Consider the following 25,807-nt stretch of genomic DNA (forward strand, 5'->3'; position numbering starts at 1 on the left):
GTTTATGGATACCTGGATCTATCTCTCGCAGGGCTTCGCCGTCGCCATGACGCCGGAGAACCTGCTGATCGCCCTGATCGGCTGCTTTGTCGGGACTATCGTCGGCCTCCTGCCGGGGCTGGGGCCTATTAACGGCGTGGCGATTCTGCTGCCGCTGGCTTTCGCCCTGCATTTACCCGCGGAATCGGCGCTGATCCTGCTGGCGACGGTCTATATCGGTTGCGAATACGGCGGGCGTATTTCATCAATTCTGTTGAACGTGCCCGGCGATGCCGCCGCCATTATGACCGCCCTCGACGGCTATCCGATGGCCCAGCAGGGTCGCGGCGGCGTTGCGCTGTCGATTTCCGCCGTCAGTTCCTTCTTTGGCTCAATGATCGCCATCGGCGGTATTATTTTGTTCGCGCCGCTGCTCGCCCAGTGGTCGCTGGCGTTCGGTCCGGCGGAGTACTTCGCGCTGATGGTCTTCGCCATCGCCTGTCTTGGCAGCATGATGGCGCAGAACCCGCTGAAGTCGTTCCTCGCGGCGTTAATCGGCCTGGGTCTGGCGACGGTAGGGGTGGACGCCAATACCGGGGTTTACCGCTTCACCTTCGACAGCGTCCATCTCTCCGACGGCGTACAGTTTATTGTGGTGGTGATCGGCCTGTTCTCGGTTTCAGAGATCCTGCTGATGCTGGAGAGCACCAGCGGCGGGCAAACGCTGGTGCGGAAAACCGGACGGATGCTGTTTAACACCAAAGAGGCCGCGCAGTGCGTCGGCGCGACCCTGCGCTCTTCGGTGGTGGGTTTCTTCGTCGGCATTCTGCCCGGCGCCGGGGCGACCATCGCCAGCGCCATTACCTACATGACGGAGAAAAAACTCAGCGGTAACAGCGATAACTTCGGCAAGGGCGATATTCGCGGCGTGGCGGCGCCGGAAGCGGCCAATAACGCCTCCGCCTGCGGTTCCTTTATTCCCATGCTGACGCTCGGCGTGCCGGGGTCCGGCACGACCGCGGTGATGATGGGCGCGCTGACGCTGTATAACATCACCCCCGGCCCGGCAATGTTCACCGAGCAGCCGGATATCGTCTGGGGGCTGATTGCCGCCCTGCTGATCGCCAACGTGATGCTGCTTATCATGAACATTCCGCTGATCGGCCTGTTCACCCGTATGCTGACCATTCCGCTGTGGTTTCTGGTCCCGGCCATCGCCGCGGTCTCCGCCGTCGGCGTCTACGCGGTACACAGCACTACTTTTGACCTGCTGCTGATGGTGGGGCTTGGGGTGCTCGGCTACATCATGCGCAAAATGCACTTCCCGATGTCGCCGCTGATCCTTGGCTTCGTGCTGGGGGAGATGCTGGAGCAGAACCTGCGTCGCGCGCTGTCGATCAGCAACGGCAATCTGGCGATCCTGTGGCAAAGCGGGGTGACCAAAACGCTGCTGGTGCTGGCTATCGCCGTGCTGGTGGTGCCGCCGCTGCTGCGTCTGCGGCGTAAACAGCGCCAGCGTCGCGCCGAAGCCAATATCGGCTAAGCCGGCGAATTGACCCATTCGCGCAGCGCCCGGCGCGAGATCTTAATCCCACCGTTCTTTAACGTTTCCGGCAGCCGCAGCCAACGCACCGGCTGCTGGAAACGCGCCAACCGTTCCGCGCTCCATGCCGCCAGCACGCTCATTTCGCAGCCGTCATCGCATTCCACCACCGCTACCGGACGCTGGCCATATTCCGCATCGTCCAGCGGCACGACAAACGCCTGCTGTATCTGCGGATGCGCCCCGATGATCCGTTCCACCTCCTCCGGCTGGATCCCTTCCCCACCGCTGAAAAAGAGATTATCCAGGCGCCCGAGGAGAGTAAGCCGTCCATCGATGATCTCGCCGCGATCGCGGGTGGCAAACCACCCTTCGTCGTTGGTCAATGGCAACAATTGACCGTCGCGCCAGTAGCCCGCGGCCATGCTCGCCGCCCGCAGCCAGACCTCGCCGGCAACGATTTTCATCTCCCGCCCCGGCAACGCCGCGCCCACATCCGCCGCGCCGTCGGCCTCTTTAGCGCAGACGGTGGAAGCGAATTCGGTCAGGCCGTAGCCGCAGTAGGTGCGTACCCCCTGCCCCCGCGCCCGCTCGGTCAATTCGACCGGGATCGCCGCGCCGCCGAGCAGCACCGCCTTGAGGGTAAGCGCAGCATCGTCATTCAGCAGGCGCCACAGCTGAGTCGGCACCAGCGAAGCATGGGTACAGCCCTGCAGCATCTGCGCCAGCGGCTGTTTATCGCGCACCGTCAGCCGTGCGCCGGCCAGCAGCCAGCGCCACATAATCCCCTGGCCGGAGACATGAAACAGCGGCAGCGACAGCAGCCAGTCATCTTCTGCGGCAAACGGCATCAGCGCCAGCACGCCGGCGGCGCTGGCCAGATGGGCGCTGGCATGATGCACCGCCGCCTTCGGCAAACCGGTCGACCCCGAGGTCAGCGTCATTGAGGCGAAACGATCCTCACGCCACGGCACAGCATGGGTTCCCGCTGTCGCCTGCAGGGTTAACGCCGGTAAATCCCCCGGCAGCGCATCGCCGTTAAGCACCAGCTGATGCTGGACGGTCAACGCTGGCAGCAGTTCCTGCAGCAACGCCGTCGGCAGCTGCGGATTGAGCGGCAGCACCCGCGCGCCGCACTGCAGCAGCGCCAGCCAGGCCAGCAGCGTCGACGGCTGGTTAAAAGCCTGCAGCGCCACCCCGTGACCTTCGGTTACGCCCTGCGCGGCAAACCCGGCCGCCAGCGCATCAACGCGGGCGCACAGGTCGCGCCAGGTCAGCGGCTGGTCATTCAGGCGCAGCGCCTGCGCCTCTCCGCGCCGCTGGCGCCAGTGCCGCCAGGGCCAGTCGCGAAAGGTCACAGCAGCGGCTCCAGCGTATCGATGCTGAGCATCGGCAGGGTGCTTTCCGGCCACGCCCGCACCAGCTGGGCGCCCATCAGCGACAGGGTGTCCAGTCCGGGGATGGTCTGCGGCGTCAGCCAGGCGGCAACCCGCGCCAGCTGGGTTAACCCGAGGCTGGACTCGATCGACGAGCTGATCACCGCGCTCAGCCCCAGCGCATGGGCCGCGGCGACCTGCTGCTGAACCCGGTGTAAACTGCCGGTTAGCGTCGGCTTGATCACCACCGCGCGCACGCCCGGCTCGGCGACGAAGCGAAAATCCGCCTCGCGCAGGCTTTCATCCCAGGCGATAGCGATCCCGGTTTCGCGACTAAAGGCCCGCGAGTCCTCCCGCGTTTTACAAGGTTCCTCAAGAAAGGCAATGCGCTGGCGATACGCCGGATCGACATATTTCGCAAACTGCTGCGCTTTCAGCGGCGTCCAGGCCCGGTTGGCATCCAGACGCAGCTGCAGGTCGGGGATGGCTTCCAGCAGCAGATTAACCACCATGCCGTCGCGGACCGCCTCCCAGAGCCCCACTTTCACCTTAGCGACTTTCTCGCCGGGCATCGCCGCCAGTCTGGCGAACAGCTCATCCGGATCGCCGGAGCAGAGCGGCGCCGCGCGATAATCCGCGGCCTGCGGCAGCTCGCCGCTGAGCTCCGCCTGCGCGCAGCTGATGCCAAAGGTGACAGAGGGCAGCGCAGGAAGCGCCGGCTCCGCTCCCTCGCGCCAGGCCTGCGCCCAGGACAGTAGCGCCGCCTGCGCCTCCGCCAGGGTTTCTGCGCTGAATCCCGGCAGGGGAGAAATTTCCCCCCAGCCCTCCCGCTCACCCTCCCGCAGGTGGATGAACAGCCCGTCGCGGGTTTTTAACCGCCGTTCTCGCAGCACCACGCCCGCGTCCATCGGTATCTGCCAGCGGTAAACCTGCGAAACGCGCATTAGGGATTCCGTTTAAATTTGCTGAAGTCCGGCTGACGTTTCTGGTTGAAGGCATTGCGGCCTTCCTGTCCCTCTTCCGTCATGTAGAACAGCATGGTGGCGTTGCCCGCCAGCTCCTGCAGACCGGCCTGGCCGTCGCAGTCGGCGTTCAGCGCCGCTTTCAGGCAGCGCAGCGCCATTGGGCTGTTCTGCAGCATTTCACGACACCAGCGCACCGTCTCTTTTTCCAGATCCGCCAGCGGCACCACGGTGTTCACCAGCCCCATGTCCAGCGCCTGCTGCGCGTCATACTGACGGCAGAGGAACCAGATTTCGCGCGCTTTTTTCTGCCCGACGATGCGCGCCATATAGGAGGCGCCCCAGCCGCCGTCGAAGGAGCCGACTTTCGGCCCGGTCTGACCGAAGATGGCGTTTTCCGCCGCGATGGTCAGATCGCACATCATGTGCAGCACGTGGCCGCCGCCGATAGAGTAGCCGGCCACCATCGCTACCACCGGCTTCGGGCAGGTGCGGATCTGGCGCTGAAAGTCGAGTACGTTGAGATGATGCACGCCGGAGTCGTCCTGATAGCCGCCGTAATCGCCGCGGACTTTCTGATCGCCGCCGGCGCAAAAGGCTTTCTCACCTTCCCCCGTCAGGACAATCACCCCGATATTGTCGTCATAACGGGCATCCGCCAGCGCCTGGATCATCTCTTTGACGGTCAGCGGGCGGAAGGCGTTGCGCACCTGCGGGCGATTGATTGTGATTTTGGCAATGCCGTCGGCCGATTTGTGATAGCGAATATCGGTATAGCCTTCGGAACAATCGTGCCATTCAACAGGGGCATAGAGCATTGCTTCATCAAGAGAGATCATAGAATGTCCTTCAGTTAACTTGCCAGAATCTGCGCCAGACAGGCAATCACCGCCGCCGGGTTGTCCCGGTGCGCGTTGTGTCCGGCATGGTGAATAAGATGGAGATCCGCCGCGAGCGCCTGCGCGATGGCGCGAAACTTCGCGTCGCGCTCGCCGCACAGGTAGTGAAAGGGGAAATCGCGCGCCTGCAGGGACGCGCGCAGATCGGCCTGCCCGGCAAGGGAGGTCGCCTGCAGCATCTCGGCCAGCGTCGCGCCGTTGTTCCGGCTGCGTAAGGCGACCAGCGCCGCGCGCTGCCCGGCATCCAGTGAAGCGAAGACCGGCTGCTGATACCAGTCGGCAAAGACCTGCGCCAACGGCTCATGGCGAAAACGTTCCGCCCAGGCGCTGTCGTTGCTGCGCCGCGCCTGCCGCGCTTCGGCATCCTGCAGCCCCGGATGGCCGCCCTCAACGATCAGGCCGCGCAGGCCCGCGCGCGGCTGGCAGGCGAAGTTCATCGCCACCCGGCCCCCCAGCGAGTAACCGATCAGCCAGTAGTTAAGTATGTTGTAACTATTAAGCGTAGCCTGCAGTAGAATATTGACCCCGGCAAAGTCCTGCACCGCGATATCCGCCGAGCCGCCGTGGCCTGGCAGATCGAGATACAGCCGCGGCCAGGCGCGAAACGCGTCGCCTATTTCCCGCCACTCATGGCGGTCGCCGGAAAAACCGTGCAGAAAGACCAGCCAGGGATAACCCGGCTGGCCATGTTCGACTGCAGCGCTGAGGGTCACAGGCGACTTACCTGCGCCAGCAGCTGCTGGAGGGTCTGCGTGCCGTCGGTCTCATTGACCGCCAGCTCAATCACCGTCGCCCCTGCCCTGCGCCAGGCGCCGGCCAGCGCCTCATCCAGCGCCTGCCAGTCAGCCGGGCGATGATAGACCAGGCCGAACATCGCCGCCGCGTGGCTGAAATCAACGTCCTGCGGCATTAAGTAGAACTGGCGCCGCTCGTCCTGCGGCGTCGGCAGCATGGAGAAAATCTGCCCGCCGTTGTTGTTCACCACGATCAGCACCAGCGGCGCCGACGCCTGGCGCAGCAGGGCCAGCGAGTTGAGATCGTACAGCGCCGAAAGATCGCCGACGATAGCCAGGGTTGGCCGGGCGCTGGCGCGCTGGACGCCGGCGGCGGTGGCGATCAAGCCATCAATGCCGCTGGCGCCGCGGTTGCTGTAAACCGGGTAGCCAGCCGGCAGCTGCGCCAGGGCGTCGATCAGGCGCACCACCAGGCTGTTGCCGACAAACAGTAGCCCCTGTTCCGGCAGATAGCGCCGAATTCGCTGCGCCAGCTGCGCTTCGCCAAAGGGTTCGTTGCTGGCGACCGCCGCCTCCCACGCCTGCCGGGCCAGCTCAGGAATAGCCGTCGCCCAGGGCTGGCGTTTCTCCGCCGGGTGAAGCTCAAGCCAGCGGTCAACGCTGGCGAGCAGACGACGGCCGCGGTGCTGCGCCGGATCGAGACGGCCGGGCAGATTATCCACCAGCCAGTATTCATCAGGCTCGCAGGTGGCCTGCCACTGCAGGACCCGCTTGCCGGTCAGGCTGCTGCCGAGCTGAACCACGATCTGCGCCTGCGCCAGCTCGCTCACCGCTTTGCCGTTGCCCAGCCACAGGTCAGCGCACGGCAGCGGCTGCCCGGTCTGCGACAGGACATCGCCGATCAGCGGCCAGCCGAGGGTTTGCGCCCACTCGGCCACTTTTTTCCCTTCGGCGGCGCTCATTCTGCCCGCCACGACCACGCCGCGCTTTTGCCGCCAGAAGAACCAGTCGCGCTGTTTCTCACTTTCCATCTGCAGCGCCTGACGTAACCAGGGTTTATCGCTCTGCCACCAGTTGCCGAGCTGCTGCTGCCACTCCACGCCGGTATCATCCATATCGCCATACAGCGGTTCGGCGAACGGGCAGTTGATATGCACCCCGCCGGCGTGCAGCTCGCCCAAGGCCTGGTCGAGGGTCGAGACCAGCCAGCGGGCGGAAATATCCTGCGAGGGACGCGGCAGAGAAATCGTCTGCGACGGATGGGAGGCGAACATCCCCGGCTGACGAATCGCCTGATTGGCGCCGCAGTCGATCAGCTCCGGCGGACGGTCAGCGGTCAGGAGAATCAGCTTTTCCCCGGTAAGCCCCGCCTCAATCAGCGCCGGATATAGGTTCGCGGTGGCAGTCCCGGAGGTCACAATAACCGCCACCGGCTGACGACTGGCTTTCGCCAGACCGAGCGCCAGGTGGCCAAGGCCGCGTTCGTCAAAATGGGTATGATGGATAAAGGCGCGGTTTTCCGCCGCCGCCAGGGTTAAGGGTGTCGAGCGCGAGCCCGGCGCAATGCAGATATGCTGCACGCCGTGGCGCGTTAAAGCTTCCAGGATCACCGCCGCCCAGCGTCGGTTAAATGCGCTTACTGACATGAAATTGTCCGGTATCAAATATTGATGCTAAGTATAGATAAGGCAAAGTGACGGCGTTTTGATATGCATCGTCATTCCCGTCTTATGGACACAGCAGCGAGCGCAGCCCGGCCGCTTTGTTGTCAATCTCCTGCCACTCCTGCTGCGCATCGGAGCCGCTGACGATCCCCGCCCCGGCATACAGTCGCAGAGTGTCGTTGTCCACTTTCGCCGAACGCAGCGCCACGCAAAACTCGCTTTGCGCCAGCGACAGATACCCGGCGGAACCGGCGTACCATTCACGGGAAAAAGGTTCATGGCGCTGAATGAATGCCAGCGCCGCCCGCCGCGGCAGGCCGGCCACCGCGGCGGTGGGCTGGAGCTGCAGCAGGCAGCGGCTGTCGTCAGGCTCCGCCAGCTCGGTCCAGATGCAGCGTCGGAGATGCTGCACCTTGCGCAGCCTCACCACCTGCGGCGGCAGAACGTCCAGCGTCGAGGCCTCACTCTGCAGGCGCTGGCAGATATCCTCCACCACCAGCATGTTTTCCCGCTGATTTTTGTCGTCTTTCATCAACCAGTCGGCCAGCTGCTGCGCCTTCGCGTCATCCTGATGATTAGCGACGGTGCCCGCCAGCGCTTCGGTGCGCAGCAGCGCGCCGCGCCGGCGCCACAGCCGCTCCGGCGTGGAGCCGAAAAACGCCTGCCGGGCATTGAACGCCATCAGGAAATGAAAACAGTTAAGATTGCGGCTGCGGCTGGCGGCCATGATGCTCACGGCATCCAGCGGGGCGGCAAACTGCAGGTCGGTTGCACGCGCCAGCACCACTTTATCCATGTCGCCGGCGGCGATGGCCTGCGTCGCCTGGTCTATCATTGCCTGCCACTGGGGATAATCGGAGGAGTGGCGCTCGCTCAGCAGCGGCGGCACGCCGCCAGGGGTCGCCTGGGCGGTGGTCAGACTGGCGAGAAAATCACGCGCCGTCAGGGCATCGTCGCGCAGGGAGAGGTCGCTGTGCAGCACCAGCCGCATCACGGCCCTGCCGCCGCACCGACGCCACTCCAGACGCGGCAGCACCAGCCGGCCCTGCTGCGGGGCAAACGCATTCAGGCCGCAGATGCGCAGATCCTGCCGCCCGGCCTGGTGTAAAAAGCGGTTTGCGGCGTCGAGCGAGGGAAAGCTTTTTACCGCCCCCAGCGCCGCCAGCTCCTCGTCGCCATTGCGCTGCTGCCAGTAGAACTGCGGCCACTGCGGCTGCTGGCCGCACCATAGCAGCGGATCGAAGGCATCATTCAGCGGAAAGGCAATATCGATAATTCGCGTGCCGGGTGAGTCAGGAAAGGGCTCACTCAGGCCGTCACATAAACGGGCCAGCGCAGTGGAAACAGACAGCACGCAAACCTCCACGGTAGTAAAACCCCACATTATAAGGGGTTCAACGGCGGAATAGCAGTACCCATGACGAGGGAGCGGGTTTTAACTCACCCGCTCGCCGGCCCGGAACAAGGTTGGAACGCGAATGTTCAGGGGTCAGCCAGCGCGGCTTTCCCGCGCCATGCCGATGTGCGGAATGCCATCCTCATCATAGACCTCAGTCACCGGCGTAAAACCGAAGTGGGCGTAAAAGGCTTGCAGATGCGCCTGCGCCCCGAGGTAAATCGCCTTTTGCGGCCAGTGCCGCTGACAGCTGGCCAGCGCCTGCGCCATCAGTTGATGGCCGAGCTTTTCGCCGCGCGCGGCGGGGCTGACGATAACCCGGCCAATCACCACCGGATCGTACATCTCTTCGCTTTTAAGGATCCGCGCATAGGCCACCAGTTCGCCATCGCGCCAGCCGAGCAGATGGCGATTTTCCCCGGCCAAATCATCGCCGTCGACATCCTGATAGGCGCACTGCTGCTCCACGACAAAGACTTCGCTGCGCAGCTTCAGCAGCGCATACAGCTGGGGAACGGTAAGTTCACTATGATGGAGATCCTGCCAGGTCATCATCTGCTGCTCCTTATTGATATACTGATACTTTGCGACTCGCCCTGAGGACACTGGACGATGGAATTAACTTTTTTGGGGACATCCGCCGGGGTGCCGACCCGCACGCGTAATATGACGTCGATAATACTCAATTTGCAACAGCCAACCCGCGCCGAAATGTGGTTGTTTGACTGCGGCGAAGGGACCCAGCATCAATTTCTGCATACGCCCCATCATCCTGGCAAACTGAATAAGATCTTTATTACCCATCTGCACGGCGACCATCTGTTCGGCCTGCCCGGCCTGCTGTGCAGCCGCTCGATGCAGGGGAATTCGCTGCCGCTGACGGTCTACGGACCAAAAGGAATAAAGGAATTCATTGACACCGCGCTGCGCCTCAGCGGTTCGTGGACCGATTATCCCCTGACCATCGTCGAAGTCGGCCCCGGTCTGGTGTTCGACGAAGAGGGCTATCGGGTCACCGCGTTCCCGCTCAGCCATCCGGTGGAGTGCTACGGGTATCGCATTGAGCAGCATGACAAGCCCGGCGCCCTCGACGCCGCCCAGCTGATTGCCGACGGCGTGCCCCCCGGACCGCTGTTTCACCGGCTTAAGCGCGGTGAACAGGTCACGCTGGCGGATGGCCGGACGATCGACGGCAGCCGCTACCTGGGACCCGCTACGCCGGGTAAAACGCTGGCCATCTTCGGCGATACCGCCCCCTGCCCGCAGGCGCTGGAAATGGCGCGCGGGGCGAATGTGATGGTGCACGAAACCACGCTGGAGCAGGCGATGGCGGAGAAAGCCAATAGCCGCGGCCACTCTTCCAGTCAGCAGACCGCAGCGCTTGCCAAAGAAGCGGGGGTCGGCACGCTAATCGCCACCCACTTTAGCTCACGCTACGATGCCGAAGGCTGCCTGCGGATGCTGGCGGAATGCCGGGAGATTTTCCCGGACACCCTGCTGGCGGAAGACTTTATGGTCTACAGGGTGGCGTAACATTCCGGGCATAAAAAAACCGCCATTCCGGCGGTTTTTTTATTGAGGCAATCAACTTACATCAGCGGCGTCGCCAGCTGCACGATGCTAATCAACGGCTGCGGCCAGATACCGAGCACCAGCACCAGCAGGGCAGAGATCAGCACCACGATACCGCCCGCGCTGTACTGCCAGTTCGACGGCGCATCACGGTTCAGCTGCTCCGGCGCGCTCAGGTACAAACTCACCGCCACGCGCAGGTAGTAGTAGAGACCGATCGCCGAGCCGACAACCACCGCGGCAACCAGCCACCACAGATGGGCGTGAACACCGACGGCCAGCACGTAGAACTTACCGATAAAGCCGAGCGTCATTGGGATACCGGCCAGGGAGAGCATCATCACCGTCATCACCGCCGACAGGATCGGACGGTGCCAGAACAGACCGCGGTAGGAGAACAGCGAGTCCGCGTCCGGGCCACGGTATGGGCTGGACATCAGGCTGACCACGCCGAACGCGCCGAGGCTGCTGAACAGGTAGCCGGCCAGGTAGACGCCAACGGCTTCCATCGACATTTCGCCGCTTTGCAGGGCGATCAGCGCCACCAGCAGATAGCCGAGGTGGGAGATAGAAGAGTAACCGAGCAGACGTTTGATATTGGTCTGGCTCAGCGCCATCAGGTTACCGAAGATGATAGAGGCGAAGGCGATCAGCCCCAACACCACGCGCACCGCTTCGCTGTTGCCCACCGGCATGTACAGGAACAGACGCATCACCACGCCGAAGATAGCAATCTTGCTGGCGGTCGCCAGGAAGGTGGAGACCGGCGCAGGCGCCCCCTGGTAAACGTCCGGCGTCCACAGGTGGAACGGCACCAGCGACAGCTTAAAGCCAAGACCGACGATCATCAGGCCGAGCCCCGCCAGCAGCAGCGGCTCGTGCAGGGTGTTGTCCGCCAGGCTCTTGCCCAGCGCAAGGAAGGACAGGTTGCCGGAGTTCGCATACACCAGCGCCATACCGAACAGCAGGAAAGAGGAGGCTGCCGCGGAGAGGATGGTGTATTTGATGCTCGCTTCCAGCGAACGCTTCTGGCGGAAGGCGTAGCCGACCAGGCCGAACAGCGGCAAGGAGATTAACTCGATGCCGAGGAACAGCGCCGCCAGATGATTCGCACCGGCCAGCAGAATGCCGCCCAGGGCGGCAATCAACACCAGCAGGTAGAACTCTTCTTTGTTGTCCTTGTAACCCTCAAGCCACGGGTAGGCGAAAGTACAGGTCGCGAGGCTCGCCAGCAGCACCAGCCCGGTATAGAGCATGGCGTAGCCGTCAACGCGGATCAGCGGCGTGACGTCCATCGCCCCGTTCTGGCCGACGAACCAGAGCGAGACCAGCGCGGCGTTAAGTCCGAGAACCGACAGCGTGGCATTGAGAAAATGATTGCGTCGCCACGCAATGGAGAGCATCACAACCACCACCGTCAAGCCGACGATCAGCAGCGGTAGCAGTGCGATCAGTTGTTGTGGAGTTATTGTCATGGCGAATTACGGCCTTGTAGTAGAAACAGAATTAACAAACCACTGCTGAATGTTGCTCATCGCAGCATGCGAGGTGTCGAGGATTGGCTGCGGGAAGAAGCCCAACAGCACCAGCAGCACCACCAGCAGCAGGATGATAGACAGTTCACGCAGGGACATCCCCGGCAGCGCTTTCGCCGCGATTTCGCTTTTCGCTTTACCGAAATAAGCGCGATGCAGCATCGACAGCGAGTAAACGGACGCGAATACCAGACCAAAGGTCGAGATCACGGTGATCACCGGCACCACTTTATAGCTGCCGAACAGGATCATAAATTCGCCGACGAAGTTACCCGTGCCCGGCATCCCCAGGGTGGCGACGGCGAAGAACATCGACATCGCCGGCAGCCATTTGATTTTGCTCCACAGACCGCCCATCTGACGCATGTCACGGGTATGCAGACGTTCGTACAGCTGGCCGCAGAGAATAAACAGACCCGCCGCGGAGAGACCGTGAGCAATCATCTGGATCACCGCCCCCTGATACGCCAGCTGGCTGCCGGTGTAGATAGCAATCAGCACGAAGCCCATGTGGGACACGGAGGTGTAGGCGATAAGACGTTTGATATCCGTCTGCGCAAAGGCCATCCACGCGCCGTAGAAGATCCCGATCACGCCCAGCCACATCGCGATGGGCGCAAACTCGGCGGAGGCGTTCGGGAACAGCGGCAGCGCAAAGCGCAGCAGACCGTAGGCCGCGGTTTTCAGCAGGATCCCCGCGAGGTCGACGGAACCGGCGGTCGGCGCCTGGGAGTGGGCGTCCGGCAGCCAGCCGTGCAGCGGCACCACCGGCATTTTCACCGCGAAGGCGATGAAGAAGCCGAGCATCAGCAGGTATTCCACGCCGTGGGACATCGGGGTTTTCAACAGATCTTCATAGTTGAAAGTCCACACACCGGTGGCGTTGAAGTGGACGAATGCCAGCGCCAGAATGGCGATCAGCATCACCAGGCCGCTCGCCTGGGTGTAGATGAAGAACTTGGTGGCCGCCGTGATACGCGTTTTACCGTCAGAGGCTTTGTGGCCCCACAGCGCGATCAGGAAGTACATCGGCACCAACATCATTTCCCAGAAGAAGAAGAACAGGAACATGTCGATGGCGAGGAACACGCCGATGACGCCGCCCAGGATCCACATCAGGTTGAGGTGGAAGAATCCCTGGTATTTTTCGATTTCGCGCCAGGAACAGAGCACCGCCAGCACGCCGAGCAGGCCGGTCAGCACCACCATCAGCAGCGACAGGCCGTCGATCGCCAGATGAATGCTAATGCCGAAGCGTGGGATCCACGGCAGCACGAACTCAGACTGCCACTGCGGAATACCCGCGGATTGCGTCAGAGAATAGCCGCCCTGCATCCAAAGCTGCAGGCCAAGCGCCAGCGTCAGTCCCATAGTAATCAGCGCGATCCAGCGCGGCACTTTCACGCCAAAGCGTTCGGTCTGCCAGCACAGGAAGCCGCCGATAAAGGGGATTAATATCAACCAAGGCAATAACATGGTGATTTTTATTCCTTATTTAAGTCCGGTTCAGGCTATCTTACTCGTCATAGCGAACTCCGGCTGTGCTCACAATCCTCACGTACTTTAATACGCTCCGGTTGCTCCGCGCAGGCGGCGTCCACGTTGACTTCGCCGATAATGCCTGTCCTTTACGACCTGATTTTCAACGAATTCTCACAGAAAATTCACTTCGGTTTGAGGCTTGTTTTGTCGGGTGGCGCTAACGCTTACCCGACCTACGGTCCCGTAGGCCCGGCAAGCAGCGCGCCGCCGGGCAACACAATGGTTCTCAAACTCAACGCAATACCATCAGCAGCGCCAGCACCACCACCGCGCCGATGCTCATTGACGCCACATACCAGCGCAGATAGCCGTTCTCGCTCACCAGCAGGCCTTTACCTGCGAAGCGGGAGAGGATCGCCGGGATGTTCATCAATGCGTTCAGCGGATCGCTCTTCAGCAGCCAGGCAATGCCGAGGAATGGCTTAACGAAGACTTTGTCGTATAACCAGTCGAAGCCCCAGGCATGGAACCACCAGGTACCGAAGAAGCGGCCAGGCGCGCTGTTGGCGATAGAGGTCACCAGGGTGCGTTTGCCCAGCCACAGCCATGCGGCGATCAGGATGCCGGCAATGGCGATGATCCCGGAGGCAATCTCCAGCGTCATCACGTTGCCGTGCGCCAGTTCAGTGGTCTGCGGCAGGACGCCTTCCAGCGGCGGCACGATCAGCGCGCCAACGAAGGTGGACAGCACCAGCAGCACAATCAGCGGCAGATGATGGGTGATCCCCTTCCCTGCGTGCGCGTGAATTTGCTCTTTACCGTGGAACACGATGAAAATCATGCGGAAGGTGTACAGCGAGGTCATAAAGGCGCCGACCAGGCCCGCCACCATCAGGTTGATATGGCCGTTGGCCATCGCCCCCGCCAGAATCTCATCCTTACTGAAGAAGCCTGCGGTAATGAGCGGCAGAGCGGACAGCGCCGCGCCCCCCACCAGGAAGCAGACGTACACCAGCGGAATAGATTTGCGCAGGCCGCCCATCTTGAAGATGTTCTGTTCGTGATGGCAGGCGAGGATCACCGAACCCGACGACAGGAACAGCAGCGCTTTAAAGAACGCGTGGGTCATCAGATGGAAAATCGCCGCATCCCATGCCTGCACGCCCAGCGCGAGGAACATGTAGCCAATCTGGCTCATGGTGGAGTAAGCGAGAACGCGTTTGATGTCGGTCTGCACCAGCGCGGCGAAGCCCGCCAGCACCAGCGTTACCGCCCCGACGATCCCGACCAGATGCAGCACTTCCGGCGTCATCAGGAACAGGCCATGCGTGCGCGCAATCAGGTAGACGCCCGCGGTAACCATGGTGGCGGCGTGGATCAGCGCGGAGACTGGCGTCGGACCCGCCATCGCATCGGCAAGCCACGTTTGCAGCGGCAGCTGGGCGGATTTACCGACCGCGCCGCCGAGCAGCATCAGCGTCGCCCACTGCAGCGTGGTGCTGCCGTTAGCGAAGTGCTGCGGCGCCAGCTCAACCATTTCGCGGAAGTTGAGGGTACCCAGTTCGTTATAAAGAATGAACAGCGCGAAGGCGAGGAACACGTCGCCGACGCGGGTCACCACAAACGCTTTCATCGCTGCGGCGCCGTTCTTCGGATCGGTGTAGTAGAAACCGATCAGCAGGTAAGAGCAGAGACCCACCCCTTCCCAACCCAGGTACATCAGCAGCAGGTTATCGGCCAGTACCAGAACCACCATGCTGGCGATAAACAGGTTGGTGTAGGCGAAGAAGCGGGAATAGCCCTCTTCACCGCGCATATACCAGGAGGCGAACATATGGATCAGGAAGCCGACGCCGGTCACCACGGAGAGCATGGTCAGCGACAGGCCGTCCAGCACCAGGTTGAAGCCGATGTTGAAATCCCCAACCGACATCCAGGTCCACAGCGGCACGCTGACCGCCTGTTTGCCGTTAGCGAAAAAGTCAACGCCGACGTAGGCGGTGACCAGCGCCGCCAGGCCTACCGAGCCCATGCCAACGGTGGCGGAAAGGTTTTCCGACCAGCGCCCGCGGGAAAAGGCCAGCAGCACAAAGCCAATCAATGGCAAAAGAATGGTTAAGGCAAGCATGTTCATCCACGCAACTCACTTACTGAATCGATGTTCAGGTTCTGGCGGCGACGATGGAGCTGCAGCAGCAGCGCCAGACCGATACTCGCTTCCGCAGCCGCGAGGCTGATAGCGAGGATATACATAATCTGACCATCAGTCTGGCCCCAGTAGCTGCCCGCCACCACAAAGGCCAGCGCGGCGGCGTTAATCATGATTTCCAGGCTGATCAACATAAACAGCAGATTGCGGCGGATCACCAGCCCCGTCAGACCAAGCACAAACAGGATGGCCGCGAGGATCAGTCCATGTGTTAAGGGGATCATGCGTGTTCCTCCGTTTTTCTTTTGTCGCTGTCGTTCACGCGGTTGCTCAGCACCTCGCCGGCGCGCTCTTCGCGGCCGATATGGAAAGCGACCACCAGGCCCGCCAGCAGCAGCATGGAGGCCAGCTCCACCGCCAGGACGTACGGCCCAAACAGCGCAATACCCACTTCTTTGGCGTTGATCGCCGCGCCGTCGATACCCTGGTCGTTAATCCCCAGGATGGCGTAAACGATAACCACCAGCAGCACCGCGGAGAGGATGGCCGGGCCAATCCAGATCCCCGGCTGCAGCCATTTGCGTTCCTGTTCGATTTCGCTGCCGCCCAGGTTGAGCATCATCACCACGAAGACGAACAGCACCATAATGGCCCCGGCGTAGACGATAATCTCCAGCGCCCCGGCGAAGTAAGCGCCCAGCGAGAAGAACACCCCGGCAATCGCTAACAGCGAAATGATCAGGTACAGCAGCGCATGCACCGGATTGGTGTGGGTGACGACCCGCAAGGTTGCGAGGATGGCGATCAGGCCACAGATATAAAAAGCGAATTCCATTGCCCTCTCCTTACGGTAACAGGCTCTTGACGTCGATCGGCTTAGCTTCGTTTTCCGCTTCGCCCTTATCTTTGCCGTCGATTGCCATACCCGCCATCCGGTAGAAGTTATATTCCGGGTATTTGCCCGGACCGGAAATCAGCAGATCCTCTTTTTCGTACACCAGATCCTGACGCTTGTATTCACCCAGCTCAAAGTCCGGGGTCAACTGGATCGCCGTGGTCGGGCACGCTTCTTCACACAGACCGCAGAAGATGCAGCGTGAGAAGTTGATGCGGAAGAACTCAGGGTACCAGCGGCCGTCTACCGTCTCTGCTTTCTGCAGCGAAATACAGCCCACCGGGCAGGCTACCGCACACAGGTTACAGGCGACGCAGCGCTCTGCACCGTCCGGATCGCGCGTCAGCACGATGCGACCGCGATAGCGCGGCGGCAGATAGACCGGTTCTTCCGGGTACATCCGGGTTTCACGTTTGGCGAAGGCATGCAGGCCAATCATCCAGATACTGCGGACCTGGGTGCCGAACCCCACCAATAATTCTTTTAAGGTCATGTTCAATTCACCCCTTATTGCGCCTGCCAGAGAATGACAGCCGCCGTTACCAACAAGTTGACCAGCGTTAACGGCAGGCATACCTTCCAGCCAAAGGACATTACCTGGTCATAGCGCGGACGCGGTAATGATGCGCGGATCAAAATGAACATCATCATGAAGAACGCGGTTTTCAGCGCGAACCAGATGAAAGGAGGTAACCACGGGCCATTCCAGCCGCCGAAGAACAGCGTGACGATCAGCGCTGAAACGGTGACGATACCGATGTATTCACCCACGAAGAACAGACCGAACTTCATGCCGGAATATTCAATGTGGTAACCATCGGCCAGCTCCTGCTCCGCTTCCGGCTGGTCGAACGGGTGACGGTGACACACCGCCACGCCGGCGATGGCGAACGTCACGAAGCCGAAGAACTGCGGAATAACGTTCCACAGATGCGCCTGGTTGTTGACGATATCGGTCATGTTGAATGACCCCGCCTGCGCCACCACGCCCATCAGGGAGAGGCCGAGGAACACTTCGTAGCTCAGGGTCTGCGCGGAAGCACGCATCGCCCCCAGCAGGGAGTATTTGTTGTTGCTCGACCAACCGGCGAACAGCACCGCGTATACCGCCAGGCCTGCCATCATCAGGAAGAACAGGATCCCGATGTTCAGATCGGCCACCACCCACGTCGGGCTGACCGGCACAATGGCGAAGGCCAGCAGCAGCGAAGTAAAGGCGATCACCGGCGCCAGAGTAAAGATCACGCGATCCGAGAAGCGCGGAACCCAGTCCTCTTTAAAGAACATTTTGATCATGTCGGCGACCAGCTGCAGCGAACCGCCCCAGCCCACCCGGTTTGGCCCGTAGCGGTTCTGGAACAGACCGAGCAGACGACGCTCGCCGAAGCTCATGAACGCGCCGCAGGTGACCACCACCAGCAGAATGACCACGGCCTTCAGGATGCTTAACAGAATGTCGATAAGATCCGGCGTTAACCAGCTCATGCTTTCGCCTCCTGCAGTGAATCAATACGCGATCCGGTCAGTACCGGCGCAATGCCCGGCATGCCCATCGGTAAGCCAACCTGTCCTGCGGTCAGACCTTCAGAGATAACCAGCGGCAGACGCAGGGTCTGGCCTTCCACGCTAAAGGAGAGCATCGCCCCGGCGTTGACGCCAAGCTTCGCGGCATCCGCCGGGTTCAGCTTGATGTACGGCTCAGGCATCCGGCTCTGGAACACCGGCGCGCGCTGTGACAGCTCATCGCTGCCAAACAGGTGGTAGTACGGCGCGATACGCCATTTCCCGTCTTCCGCCTGGAAGCTGGCCGGCACCGCCGCGAAGTATTCCAGCCCGCTGGCGGACGCTTCAAACAGACGGACGCCCGGATCGCCGTGGCGCAGTTTCCCGCCCACTTCATCCTGGAACTTGTTCCATGCCTGCGGGGAGTTCCAGCCCGGCGCCCAGGCGAACGGGATCTGCGAACGCGGGGCGGACGGCTGGTTGTTCCCTTCCATGGAGAAGGCGAACATGGTGTCTTTATCCTGCGGCTGACGCGGTTCGTGGACGCTGATGTTGGCGCGCATCGCTGTGCGGCCGCTGTAGCGGTGCGGTTCACGCGCCAGCTTCTGACCGCGAATGCGGAAGGTCGCATCCGGCGCGGCGTCTTTAATGCCCGCCAGCTGCGGCAGGGCGGCAATCGCGGCATCGATGACGTGGTCCAGCTGCGTCCAGTCAACCTGACGGTTGTTAACGGTGCTGTGCAGGGAATGCAGCCAGCGCCAGCTTTCCAGCATGACGGTTTTCGCGTCGTAGTAGGCCGGGTCGTAGACCTGGAAGAAGCGCTGAGCGCGGCCTTCGTTGTTGACCACGGTACCGTCGCTTTCCGCAAAGCTTGCCGCGGAGAGCACCAGGTGCGCTTTGTCCATAATCGCCGTGCGCTGATGGTCAACCACCATCACCAGCGGCGCTTTGGAGAGCGCTGCGTCGACGCGGGCGGCGGAAGCATGACGGTGAAGGTCGTTTTCCAGCACGATAACCGCGTCTGCGGCGCCGCTTTCCAGTTCGTCCAGCGCCTCTTCAAGCGAGCCGCCGCCGATCATACCCAGACCGACGCTGTTCACCGCGCGGGCAACCATCGTCACGCCGACGTCGGCGCCGCGGCCTTTCAGGGCTTTCGCCACGTTAGCGGCGGCCTGGATGATCTCCATGCTGCCGGCGTTGGTTCCGGAAATAATCAGTGGTTTTTTCGCCCCGGCCAGCGCCTGGACGATGACATCGACTTTCCCCTGCAGTTCGCGGCTCAGGCCGTCAACCGCCGGCGCGCTGTCGTCCAGCGCATGGGCGATGGCGAAACCGAGACGCGCTTGATCTTCCACCGGCGCGCGGTAGGTCCACGCGGCGATGTCATCCAGGCGGGTGTCATCGATGTTGGTGACGAATAGCGGGTGTTTGGCGCGCTGGCCGATGTTGAGGATCGCGGCGATCTGCCAGTCGGCCACTTTCTGCGCCGCCGCCATTTCGCGTGCTTTCCCTTTCACCGCCTGACGCACCGCCAGCGCGACGCGCGCGCCGGTCTGGGTAATGTCTTCGCCCAGCACCAGTACCGCGTCGTAGGATTCGATATCGCGCAGGCTTGGGGTGTGGATCCCACCTTCGCGCAGCACTTTCAGCATCATCTGCAGGCGCGCTTGTTCGCCTTTGGCGATGCCGGTATAGAAGTTGTCGGCGCCCACCAGCTCGCGCAGCGCGAAGTTGCTTTCAATGCTGGCGCGCGGGGAGCCGATGCCGATCACTTTCTTCGACTGGCGCAGAATATCCGCCGCGCCCTGCATCGCCTGCTCGGCGTTGAGGGTAATCAGATCGTCGCCGCGGCGCTGAACCGGCTGACGCGGACGGTCTTTCAGGTTCACGTAGCCATAGCCGAAACGACCGCGGTCGCAGAGGAAGTAGCGGTTAACGGTCCCGTTATAACGGTTTTCGATACGACGCAGTTCGCCATAGCGTTCGCCCGGACTGATGTTACAGCCGATGGAACACTGCTGGCAGATGCTCGGCGCAAACTGCATGTCCCATTTACGGTTATAGCGCTCGGAGTGGGTTTTATCGGTGAAGACGCCGGTCGGGCAGACTTCCACCAGGTTGCCGGAGAATTCACTCTCCAGGGTGCCATCTTCCGGGCGGCCGAAGTAGACGTTGTCGTGGGCGCCATAGACGCCCAGATCGGTGCCGTCGGCATAATCTTTGTAGTAGCGCACGCAGCGGTAGCAGGCGATGCAGCGGTTCATTTCGTGAGAAATAAACGGCCCCAGATCCTGATTGCGGTGGGTACGCTTGGTAAAACGATAGCGGCGGAAGCTATGGCCGGTCATCACCGTCATATCCTGCAGGTGGCAGTTGCCGCCCTCTTCGCAGACCGGGCAGTCGTGCGGGTGGTTGGTCATCAGCCACTCCACCACGCTTTCGCGGAACTGCTTCGCTTCGCCATCGTCGATAGAAATAAAGGTGCCGTCGGATGCCGGAGTCATACAGGACATCACCAGGCGACCACGCGTGTCTTCCGCGTTCTGATATTGCTTCACCGCACACTGGCGGCAAGCACCGACGCTCCCTAGCGCCGGGTGCCAGCAAAAGTAGGGAATATCAAGCCCAAGAGAGAGACAAGCCTCCAGCAGGTTGTCCGCTCCGTTGACCTCGTATTCTTTGCCGTCTACATGAATCGTAGCCATTAGCGTGCTTCCAAAAATAAAAAAACCTTTAGATTACCAGCGCGTCTTAAGCAGGTTCGGCTGAATCCCGTTGATTGCATGGGTATTGCTGAACTGCTGCTTAATGCCAGCCTCGAATTCTTCGCGGAAATATTTAATCGCGCTCTGCAGCGGCTCAACCGCGCCCGGCGCGTGCGCGCAGAAGGTTTTACCCGGGCCCAGGAATCGACACAGTTGCTCAAGGGTTTCGATATCGCCAGGCTGGCCTTCGCCGCGCTCCAGGGCGCGCAGGATCTTCACGCTCCACGGCAGCCCATCGCGGCACGGCGTACACCAGCCGCAGGACTCGCGGGCGAAGAACTCTTCGAGGTTGCGCACCAGCGAGACCATGTTGATCTCGTGGTCAACGGCCATCGCCAGCGAGGTGCCCAGACGGCTGCCCGCTTTACCAATGCTTTCGAACTCCATCGGCAGATCGAGGTGCGCTTCGGTGAGGAAGTCGGTCCCTGCCCCACCCGGCTGCCAGGCTTTAAACTTCAGGCCATCGCGCATGCCACCGGCGTAATCTTCCAGGATCTCGCGGGCAGTGGTGCCGAACGGCAGCTCCCAGACGCCCGGGTTCTTCACGCGGCCGGAGAAGCCCATCAGCTTGGTGCCGGCATCTTTACTGGTGGAGATGTTCTGGTACCACTCAACGCCGTTGGCCAAAATCGCCGGCACGTTGCACAGGGTTTCCACGTTGTTGACGCAGGTCGGCTTACCCCACACGCCGGAGCTCGCCGGGAACGGCGGCTTGGAGCGCGGGTTAGCGCGGCGACCTTCCAGGGAGTTAATCAGCGCCGTCTCTTCGCCGCAGATATAGCGCCCTGCCCCGGTGTGGACAAACAGCTCGAAGTCAAAACCGGTGCCGAGGATGTTTTTCCCCAGCAGGCCCGCCTCGGTGGCTTCGGCAATCGCGCGGCGCAGATGCTGGGCCGCTTCGATATACTCTCCGCGCAGGAAGATGTAGCCGCGGTAGGCCTTCAGCGCAAACGCGGAGATCAGCATGCCTTCCACCAGCAGGTGCGGCAACTGCTCCATCAGCAGGCGGTCTTTATAGGTGCCCGGCTCCATTTCATCGGCGTTACACAGCAGGTAACGGATGTTCATGGATTCGTCTTTCGGCATCAGGCTCCACTTCAGACCGGTGGAGAAGCCCGCGCCGCCGCGCCCTTTCAGGCCAGCGTCTTTTACCGCCGTGACGATCTCGTCCGGCGCCATGCCGGTCAGCGCTTTTCGCGCCCCTTCATAGCCATTTTTGCTGCGATACTCGTCCAGCCAGACCGGCTGCTTGTCATCGCGCAGGCGCCAGGTAAGCGGATGCGTTTCCGCAGTACGAATTACGGTTTTCATTTGTACTGCTCCAGCAGGTCAGGAATTGCCTCCGGCGTCAGATGGCTGTGAGTGTCCTCATCAATCATCATGGTCGGTCCCTTGTCGCAGTTGCCCAGGCAGCAGGTCGGCAGCAGGGTAAAGCGGCCATCAAAGGTGGTCTGCCCTGGCTTGATGTTCAGCTTCTTCTCGATGGCGGCCTGAATTCCCTGATAGCCGGTAATGTGGCACACCACGCTGTCGCAGTAGCGGATCACGTGACGGCCAACCGGCTGGCGGAAAATCTGGCTGTAGAACGTCGCCACGCCTTCGACGTCGCTGGCCGGGATGCCCAGCACATCGGCAATGGCGTAGATCGCGCCATCCGGCACCCAGCCGCGCTGTTTCTGAACAATTTTCAGCGCTTCGATGGACGCCGCACGCGGATCTTCGTAGTGGTGCTTCTCGTGCTCAATAGCCTCACGCTCTGCCGCACTCAGCTCAAAAGCCTCGGTTTGTGGTTGTTGATTCTCGTGCATAATTAGCGGTCCACGTCTGACATAACAAAATCGATACTACCCAGATAGACGATCAGGTCGGATACCAGGCTGCCGCGGATCGCCGACGGGATCTGCTGCAGGTGCGCAAAGCTCGGCGTGCGGACGCGGGTACGGTAGCTCATGGTGCTGCCGTCGCTGGTCAGGTAGTAACTGTTAATCCCCTTGGTCGCCTCAATCATCTGGAAGGATTCGTTGGCCGGCATGACCGGGCCCCACGATACCTGCAGGAAGTGGGTGATCAGGGTTTCGATATGCTGCAGCGTGCGCTCTTTCGGCGGCGGCGTTGTCAGCGGGTGATCCGCTTTGAACGGCCCTTCCGGCATATTGTCGAGGCACTGCTGAAGAATGCGCAGGCTCTGGCGCAGCTCTTCGACTTTCAGCATCACGCGGGTGTAGCAGTCAGAGACGCCGCCCCCGGTCGGGACTTCGAAGTCGAAGTTTTCATAGCCAGAATAAGGACGCCATTTACGCACGTCGAAGCCGATACCGGTGGCGCGCAGGCCTGCGCCGGTGGTGCCCCACTCCAGCGCCTCTTTAGCGGTATAGGCTGCCACGCCGACGGAACGGCCCTTCAGAATGGTGTTGCGCAGGGCGGCTTTTTCATAGGAGTCCAGACGCTTCGGCATCCACTCGAGGAACTCACGCAGCAGACGATCCCAGCCGCGCGGCAGATCGTGCGCGACGCCGCCGATGCGGAACCACGCCGGGTGCATACGGAAACCGGTGATCGCTTCCACCAGATCGTAGATTTTCTGCCGATCGGTAAAGGCGAAGAAGACCGGGGTCATCGCGCCGACGTCCTGAATAAAGGTAGAGATATACAGCAGGTGGCTGTTGATGCGGAACAGTTCGGAGAGCATTACGCGGATCACGTTGACGCGATCCGGCACGGTGATCCCGGCCAGTTTTTCCACGGCCAGCACGTACGGCATCTCGTTGACGCAGCCGCCAAGGTATTCGATACGGTCGGTGTACGGGATGTAGCTGTGCCAGGACTGGCGCTCGCCCATCTTCTCGGCGCCGCGGTGGTGGTAACCGATGTCCGGCACGCAGTCGACGATCTCTTCGCCATCCAGCTGCAGAATAATGCGGAACGCACCGTGCGCGGAGGGGTGGTTCGGACCGAGGTTGAGGAACATGAAGTCCTCGTTGTCGGTGCCGCGCTTCATGCCCCACTCTTCCGGTTTGAAAGTCAGCGCTTCCATCTCCAGATCCTGCTTGGCTTTGGTCAGCTCAAACGGATCGAATTCGGTGGCGCGCGCCGGGTAGTCTTTACGCAGCGGGTGACCTTCCCAGGTCGGCGGCATCATGATGCGACGCAGATTCGGGTGGCCATCGAAGGTAATACCAAACATTTCCCAGGTTTCACGCTCATACCAGTTGGCGTTGGGGAACAGTTTGGTGAAGGTCGGCAGATGCAGATCGTTTTCAGACAGCGCCACCTTGAGCATGATGTCGCGGTTGCGGTCGATGGAAATCAGGTGATAGAAAACGGAAAAATCCGCGGCGGGCAGGCCATCGCGGTGCGTGCGCAGACGTTCGTCCATGCCGTGCAGGTCAAACAGCATCACGTAAGGTTTCGGCAATTTCTTCAGGAAATCACCCACCTCAAGCAGTTGCTCGCGCTTGACCCATACCACCGGTACGCCGGTACGGGTTGGCTGAACGGTAAAGGCATCCGGCCCAAAGCGGTTGCGCAGTTCGCCGATCACCGGGTCATCAAGGTGATCGCGGGTTTGCCAGGCTGGTGCGGCGTCATGCGCGGTTAAATCGGTCATATTGTTCACCATTGCAAAAGGTCCGTGGTGACTGCCGGGCGAGACTTCGCGCTGTTGTAGATTGATTTGCGAAGTGGTTCTCCCGCCCGCAGGCGCAAATTAAATCTCGTCCGGCGTCCGCAGATTGGTCACTGCAATACGTTCGCCGCGTTTACGCTCGCGTTCCGACTGCATATTGGCGCGATAGACGCCCTGATCGCCAACCACCCATGAGAGCGGACGACGTTCTTTACCAATGGACTCCTGCAGCAGCATCAGCGCCTGCATATAGGCCTCCGGACGCGGCGGGCAGCCCGGGATGTACACATCGACCGGAATGAATTTATCCACGCCCTGGACGACGGAATAGATGTCGTACATGCCGCCGGAGTTCGCGCAGGCACCCATGGAGATCACCCACTTCGGCTCCAGCATCTGATCATAGAGACGCTGAATAACCGGCGCCATTTTGGTGAAGCAGGTTCCGGCGACCACCATCAGGTCCGCCTGACGCGGAGAGGCGCGCAGAACTTCGGCCCCAAAGCGCGCAACGTCATGCACCGCAGTGAATGACGTCACCATTTCCACATAACAGCAAGAAAGGCCGAAGTTATACGGCCAAATTGAGTTCTTACGGCCCCAGTTCACCATGTCATGCAGCGCGTGTTCGAGTTTCCCCATATACACGCTTTTGTTGACTTCCTGCTCCAGGGGGTCGGTAACGATCTCCTGTTTCTGCAGGGGGTAACGGTCGTTCTCACCGTTAGGATCTATGCGGGTGAGCGTATAATCCATCTTATTGCCTCGCTTTTACTGCATATGACGGTTAGTGGGACTGTCTGTTTCCGGGTTAACCAGCGTGCGACGGGAACGCGCAGGCGTCCAGTCCAGTGCGCCGATGCGAACGAGATAAACCAGACCAGCCAGTAGCACTAAAATGAAAATTGCGGCTTCCACAAAGCCGACCCAGCCGCTCTCGCGGATGGAGGTCGACCATGCGTAGAGATACAGGGCTTCCACGTCGAAGATCACGAAGAACATGGCAACCAGATAAAACTTCGCAGAAAGACGTAAGCGGGCCGAACCAACGGAGTCGATCCCCGATTCAAACGGCGTGTTTTTGCTTCGCGCGCGCGCGCGACCGCCAAGGTACCAACCGCCGACGAGCATCAGGCAGCACAGACCGATAGCGATGATGAGAAATATAGCGAATGCCCAGTGATGAGCGATGACTTCAGTGGATGTTGACATACGCATTGCTTAACCAAAAAAGTGTAGCGCCAAAACCCTCTGCTCTTACTGGCAGATGAACGCCACAGCGTTTCACGGGAGGAATAAAAAATAACCGTGCAAAAAAGCGTCCCTGGAAGATGTGAGAAGCCCAGATGCCGTGGCTTTTTACCCCTTTCTTTAACCTTTTGTCAACTTTAACAAAAGTTTTCATAACATTAATTTACATTGGAATCTTTTCATTAACATTAAATGCCCTTTTATGCGAAATAACCTTGCATACTGTTCGGTTTTAGTGTTGTTGAATCGTGTCCGTTTCCGTCGTAAATCAAAAATCCCTGCTATTTTGACAGGATTTAGCCTCGATTCCTCCCCCCAAAGAGGGGTATTTTCTTGATCTGCGACACGGTTTTGTTAATTACCCCAGGAAATCGGCAACAATCCATCCGGTTTTTTAACATTAGCAGGAAGTGTTGAAAGTGCAGGAAAAAGTCGACAAGGTGAGCGTCCGGTCACGCCAATATGCTGATTTTTCTG

The 25,807-nt window shown here is 60.8% G+C and carries 22 protein-coding genes; 2 read left to right on the forward strand and 20 right to left on the reverse strand.

Annotated elements, in window-relative coordinates:
* Positions 1–4 precede the first annotated feature (4 nt).
* Positions 5–1,522 (forward strand): tripartite tricarboxylate transporter permease, encoded by a 1,518-nt coding sequence (locus tag ACOI7Z_RS10145; RefSeq protein WP_023290502.1) that lies wholly within the window; start codon positions 5–7, stop codon positions 1,520–1,522.
* Here ACOI7Z_RS10145 and menE read toward each other — a convergent pair.
* The 7 genes from menE to ACOI7Z_RS10180 all read right to left on the reverse strand — a co-directional run bounded on the left by menE (position 1,519) and on the right by ACOI7Z_RS10180 (position 9,108).
* The gene (gene menE, locus ACOI7Z_RS10150) at positions 1,519–2,880 is read right to left on the reverse strand and encodes an o-succinylbenzoate--CoA ligase (RefSeq protein WP_087849533.1); all 1,362 of its coding nucleotides are present in this window, start codon (positions 2,878–2,880) and stop codon (positions 1,519–1,521) included. The genes ACOI7Z_RS10145 and menE overlap by 4 nt on opposite strands.
* Entirely contained in the window at positions 2,877–3,842 is a 966-nt protein-coding gene (gene menC, locus ACOI7Z_RS10155; RefSeq protein ID WP_087849534.1) for an o-succinylbenzoate synthase, read from the reverse strand. The genes menE and menC overlap by 4 nt, the downstream gene beginning before the upstream one ends.
* Positions 3,842–4,699: a 1,4-dihydroxy-2-naphthoyl-CoA synthase gene (menB, locus tag ACOI7Z_RS10160; RefSeq protein ID WP_004201730.1), complete on the reverse strand. Its 858-nt coding sequence runs from the start codon at positions 4,697–4,699 to the stop codon at positions 3,842–3,844. The genes menC and menB overlap by 1 nt, the downstream gene beginning before the upstream one ends.
* A 14-nt stretch (positions 4,700–4,713) precedes the next feature.
* Complete coding sequence (gene menH, locus ACOI7Z_RS10165) at positions 4,714–5,472, reverse strand: 2-succinyl-6-hydroxy-2,4-cyclohexadiene-1-carboxylate synthase (protein WP_087849535.1); 759 nt, start codon at positions 5,470–5,472, stop codon at positions 4,714–4,716.
* Entirely contained in the window at positions 5,469–7,139 is a 1,671-nt protein-coding gene (gene menD / locus ACOI7Z_RS10170; RefSeq protein ID WP_087849536.1) for a 2-succinyl-5-enolpyruvyl-6-hydroxy-3-cyclohexene-1-carboxylic-acid synthase, read from the reverse strand. Before menD ends, menH begins: the two co-directional genes overlap by 4 nt.
* Before the next feature lie 82 nt (positions 7,140–7,221).
* Entirely contained in the window at positions 7,222–8,511 is a 1,290-nt protein-coding gene (menF, locus tag ACOI7Z_RS10175) for an isochorismate synthase MenF (RefSeq protein ID WP_087849537.1), read from the reverse strand.
* 135 nt (positions 8,512–8,646) lie between these two features.
* Positions 8,647–9,108: a GNAT family N-acetyltransferase gene (locus tag ACOI7Z_RS10180; protein WP_080901565.1), complete on the reverse strand. Its 462-nt coding sequence runs from the start codon at positions 9,106–9,108 to the stop codon at positions 8,647–8,649.
* A 57-nt stretch (positions 9,109–9,165) separates the two neighbouring features.
* On the opposite strand from ACOI7Z_RS10180, the gene rnz reads away from it, so the two are divergent.
* A complete protein-coding gene (gene rnz, locus ACOI7Z_RS10185) occupies positions 9,166–10,086 on the forward strand; it encodes a ribonuclease Z (RefSeq protein ID WP_087849538.1) in 921 nt (306 codons plus the stop codon).
* A 56-nt stretch (positions 10,087–10,142) separates the two neighbouring features.
* On the opposite strand, the gene nuoN is transcribed toward rnz, so the two are convergent.
* The 13 genes from nuoN to nuoA form a co-directional block, all read right to left on the reverse strand.
* A complete protein-coding gene (nuoN, locus tag ACOI7Z_RS10190; protein ID WP_004201737.1) occupies positions 10,143–11,600 on the reverse strand; it encodes an NADH-quinone oxidoreductase subunit NuoN in 1,458 nt (485 codons plus the stop codon).
* 6 nt (positions 11,601–11,606) lie between these two features.
* Entirely contained in the window at positions 11,607–13,136 is a 1,530-nt protein-coding gene (nuoM, locus tag ACOI7Z_RS10195; RefSeq protein WP_008803950.1) for an NADH-quinone oxidoreductase subunit M, read from the reverse strand.
* A 298-nt stretch (positions 13,137–13,434) separates the two neighbouring features.
* A complete protein-coding gene (gene nuoL / locus ACOI7Z_RS10200; RefSeq protein WP_032453592.1) occupies positions 13,435–15,276 on the reverse strand; it encodes an NADH-quinone oxidoreductase subunit L in 1,842 nt (613 codons plus the stop codon).
* Complete coding sequence (gene nuoK, locus ACOI7Z_RS10205; RefSeq protein ID WP_004865088.1) at positions 15,273–15,575, reverse strand: NADH-quinone oxidoreductase subunit NuoK; 303 nt, start codon at positions 15,573–15,575, stop codon at positions 15,273–15,275. The genes nuoL and nuoK overlap by 4 nt, the downstream gene beginning before the upstream one ends.
* Positions 15,572–16,126 (reverse strand): NADH-quinone oxidoreductase subunit J, encoded by a 555-nt coding sequence (gene nuoJ, locus ACOI7Z_RS10210; protein WP_004201743.1) that lies wholly within the window; start codon positions 16,124–16,126, stop codon positions 15,572–15,574. Before nuoJ ends, nuoK begins: the two co-directional genes overlap by 4 nt.
* A gap of 10 nt (positions 16,127–16,136) precedes the next feature.
* On the reverse strand, positions 16,137–16,679 hold the full coding sequence (gene nuoI / locus ACOI7Z_RS10215) for an NADH-quinone oxidoreductase subunit NuoI (RefSeq protein ID WP_002913152.1): 543 nt from the start codon (positions 16,677–16,679) through the stop codon (positions 16,137–16,139).
* 14 nt (positions 16,680–16,693) lie between these two features.
* Entirely contained in the window at positions 16,694–17,671 is a 978-nt protein-coding gene (gene nuoH, locus ACOI7Z_RS10220) for an NADH-quinone oxidoreductase subunit NuoH (protein ID WP_023290510.1), read from the reverse strand.
* A complete protein-coding gene (gene nuoG, locus ACOI7Z_RS10225; protein ID WP_087849539.1) occupies positions 17,668–20,394 on the reverse strand; it encodes an NADH-quinone oxidoreductase subunit NuoG in 2,727 nt (908 codons plus the stop codon). The genes nuoH and nuoG overlap by 4 nt, the downstream gene beginning before the upstream one ends.
* A 33-nt stretch (positions 20,395–20,427) precedes the next feature.
* Positions 20,428–21,765 (reverse strand): NADH-quinone oxidoreductase subunit NuoF, encoded by a 1,338-nt coding sequence (gene nuoF / locus ACOI7Z_RS10230; protein ID WP_002913158.1) that lies wholly within the window; start codon positions 21,763–21,765, stop codon positions 20,428–20,430.
* Positions 21,762–22,262: an NADH-quinone oxidoreductase subunit NuoE gene (gene nuoE, locus ACOI7Z_RS10235; protein WP_002913160.1), complete on the reverse strand. Its 501-nt coding sequence runs from the start codon at positions 22,260–22,262 to the stop codon at positions 21,762–21,764. Before nuoE ends, nuoF begins: the two co-directional genes overlap by 4 nt.
* Positions 22,263–22,264: 2 nt before the next feature.
* Complete coding sequence (gene nuoC / locus ACOI7Z_RS10240) at positions 22,265–24,073, reverse strand: NADH-quinone oxidoreductase subunit C/D (RefSeq protein WP_004201746.1); 1,809 nt, start codon at positions 24,071–24,073, stop codon at positions 22,265–22,267.
* 87 nt (positions 24,074–24,160) lie between these two features.
* Positions 24,161–24,835 (reverse strand): NADH-quinone oxidoreductase subunit NuoB, encoded by a 675-nt coding sequence (gene nuoB / locus ACOI7Z_RS10245; RefSeq protein WP_002913178.1) that lies wholly within the window; start codon positions 24,833–24,835, stop codon positions 24,161–24,163.
* Between the two features lie 15 nt (positions 24,836–24,850).
* Positions 24,851–25,297: an NADH-quinone oxidoreductase subunit NuoA gene (gene nuoA / locus ACOI7Z_RS10250; protein WP_002913181.1), complete on the reverse strand. Its 447-nt coding sequence runs from the start codon at positions 25,295–25,297 to the stop codon at positions 24,851–24,853.
* Positions 25,298–25,807: the final 510 nt, after the last annotated feature.

The sequence above is a fragment of the Klebsiella sp. C283 genome, from assembly GCF_048822555.1.
GTDB classification, from domain to species: domain Bacteria; phylum Pseudomonadota; class Gammaproteobacteria; order Enterobacterales; family Enterobacteriaceae; genus Klebsiella; species Klebsiella quasipneumoniae.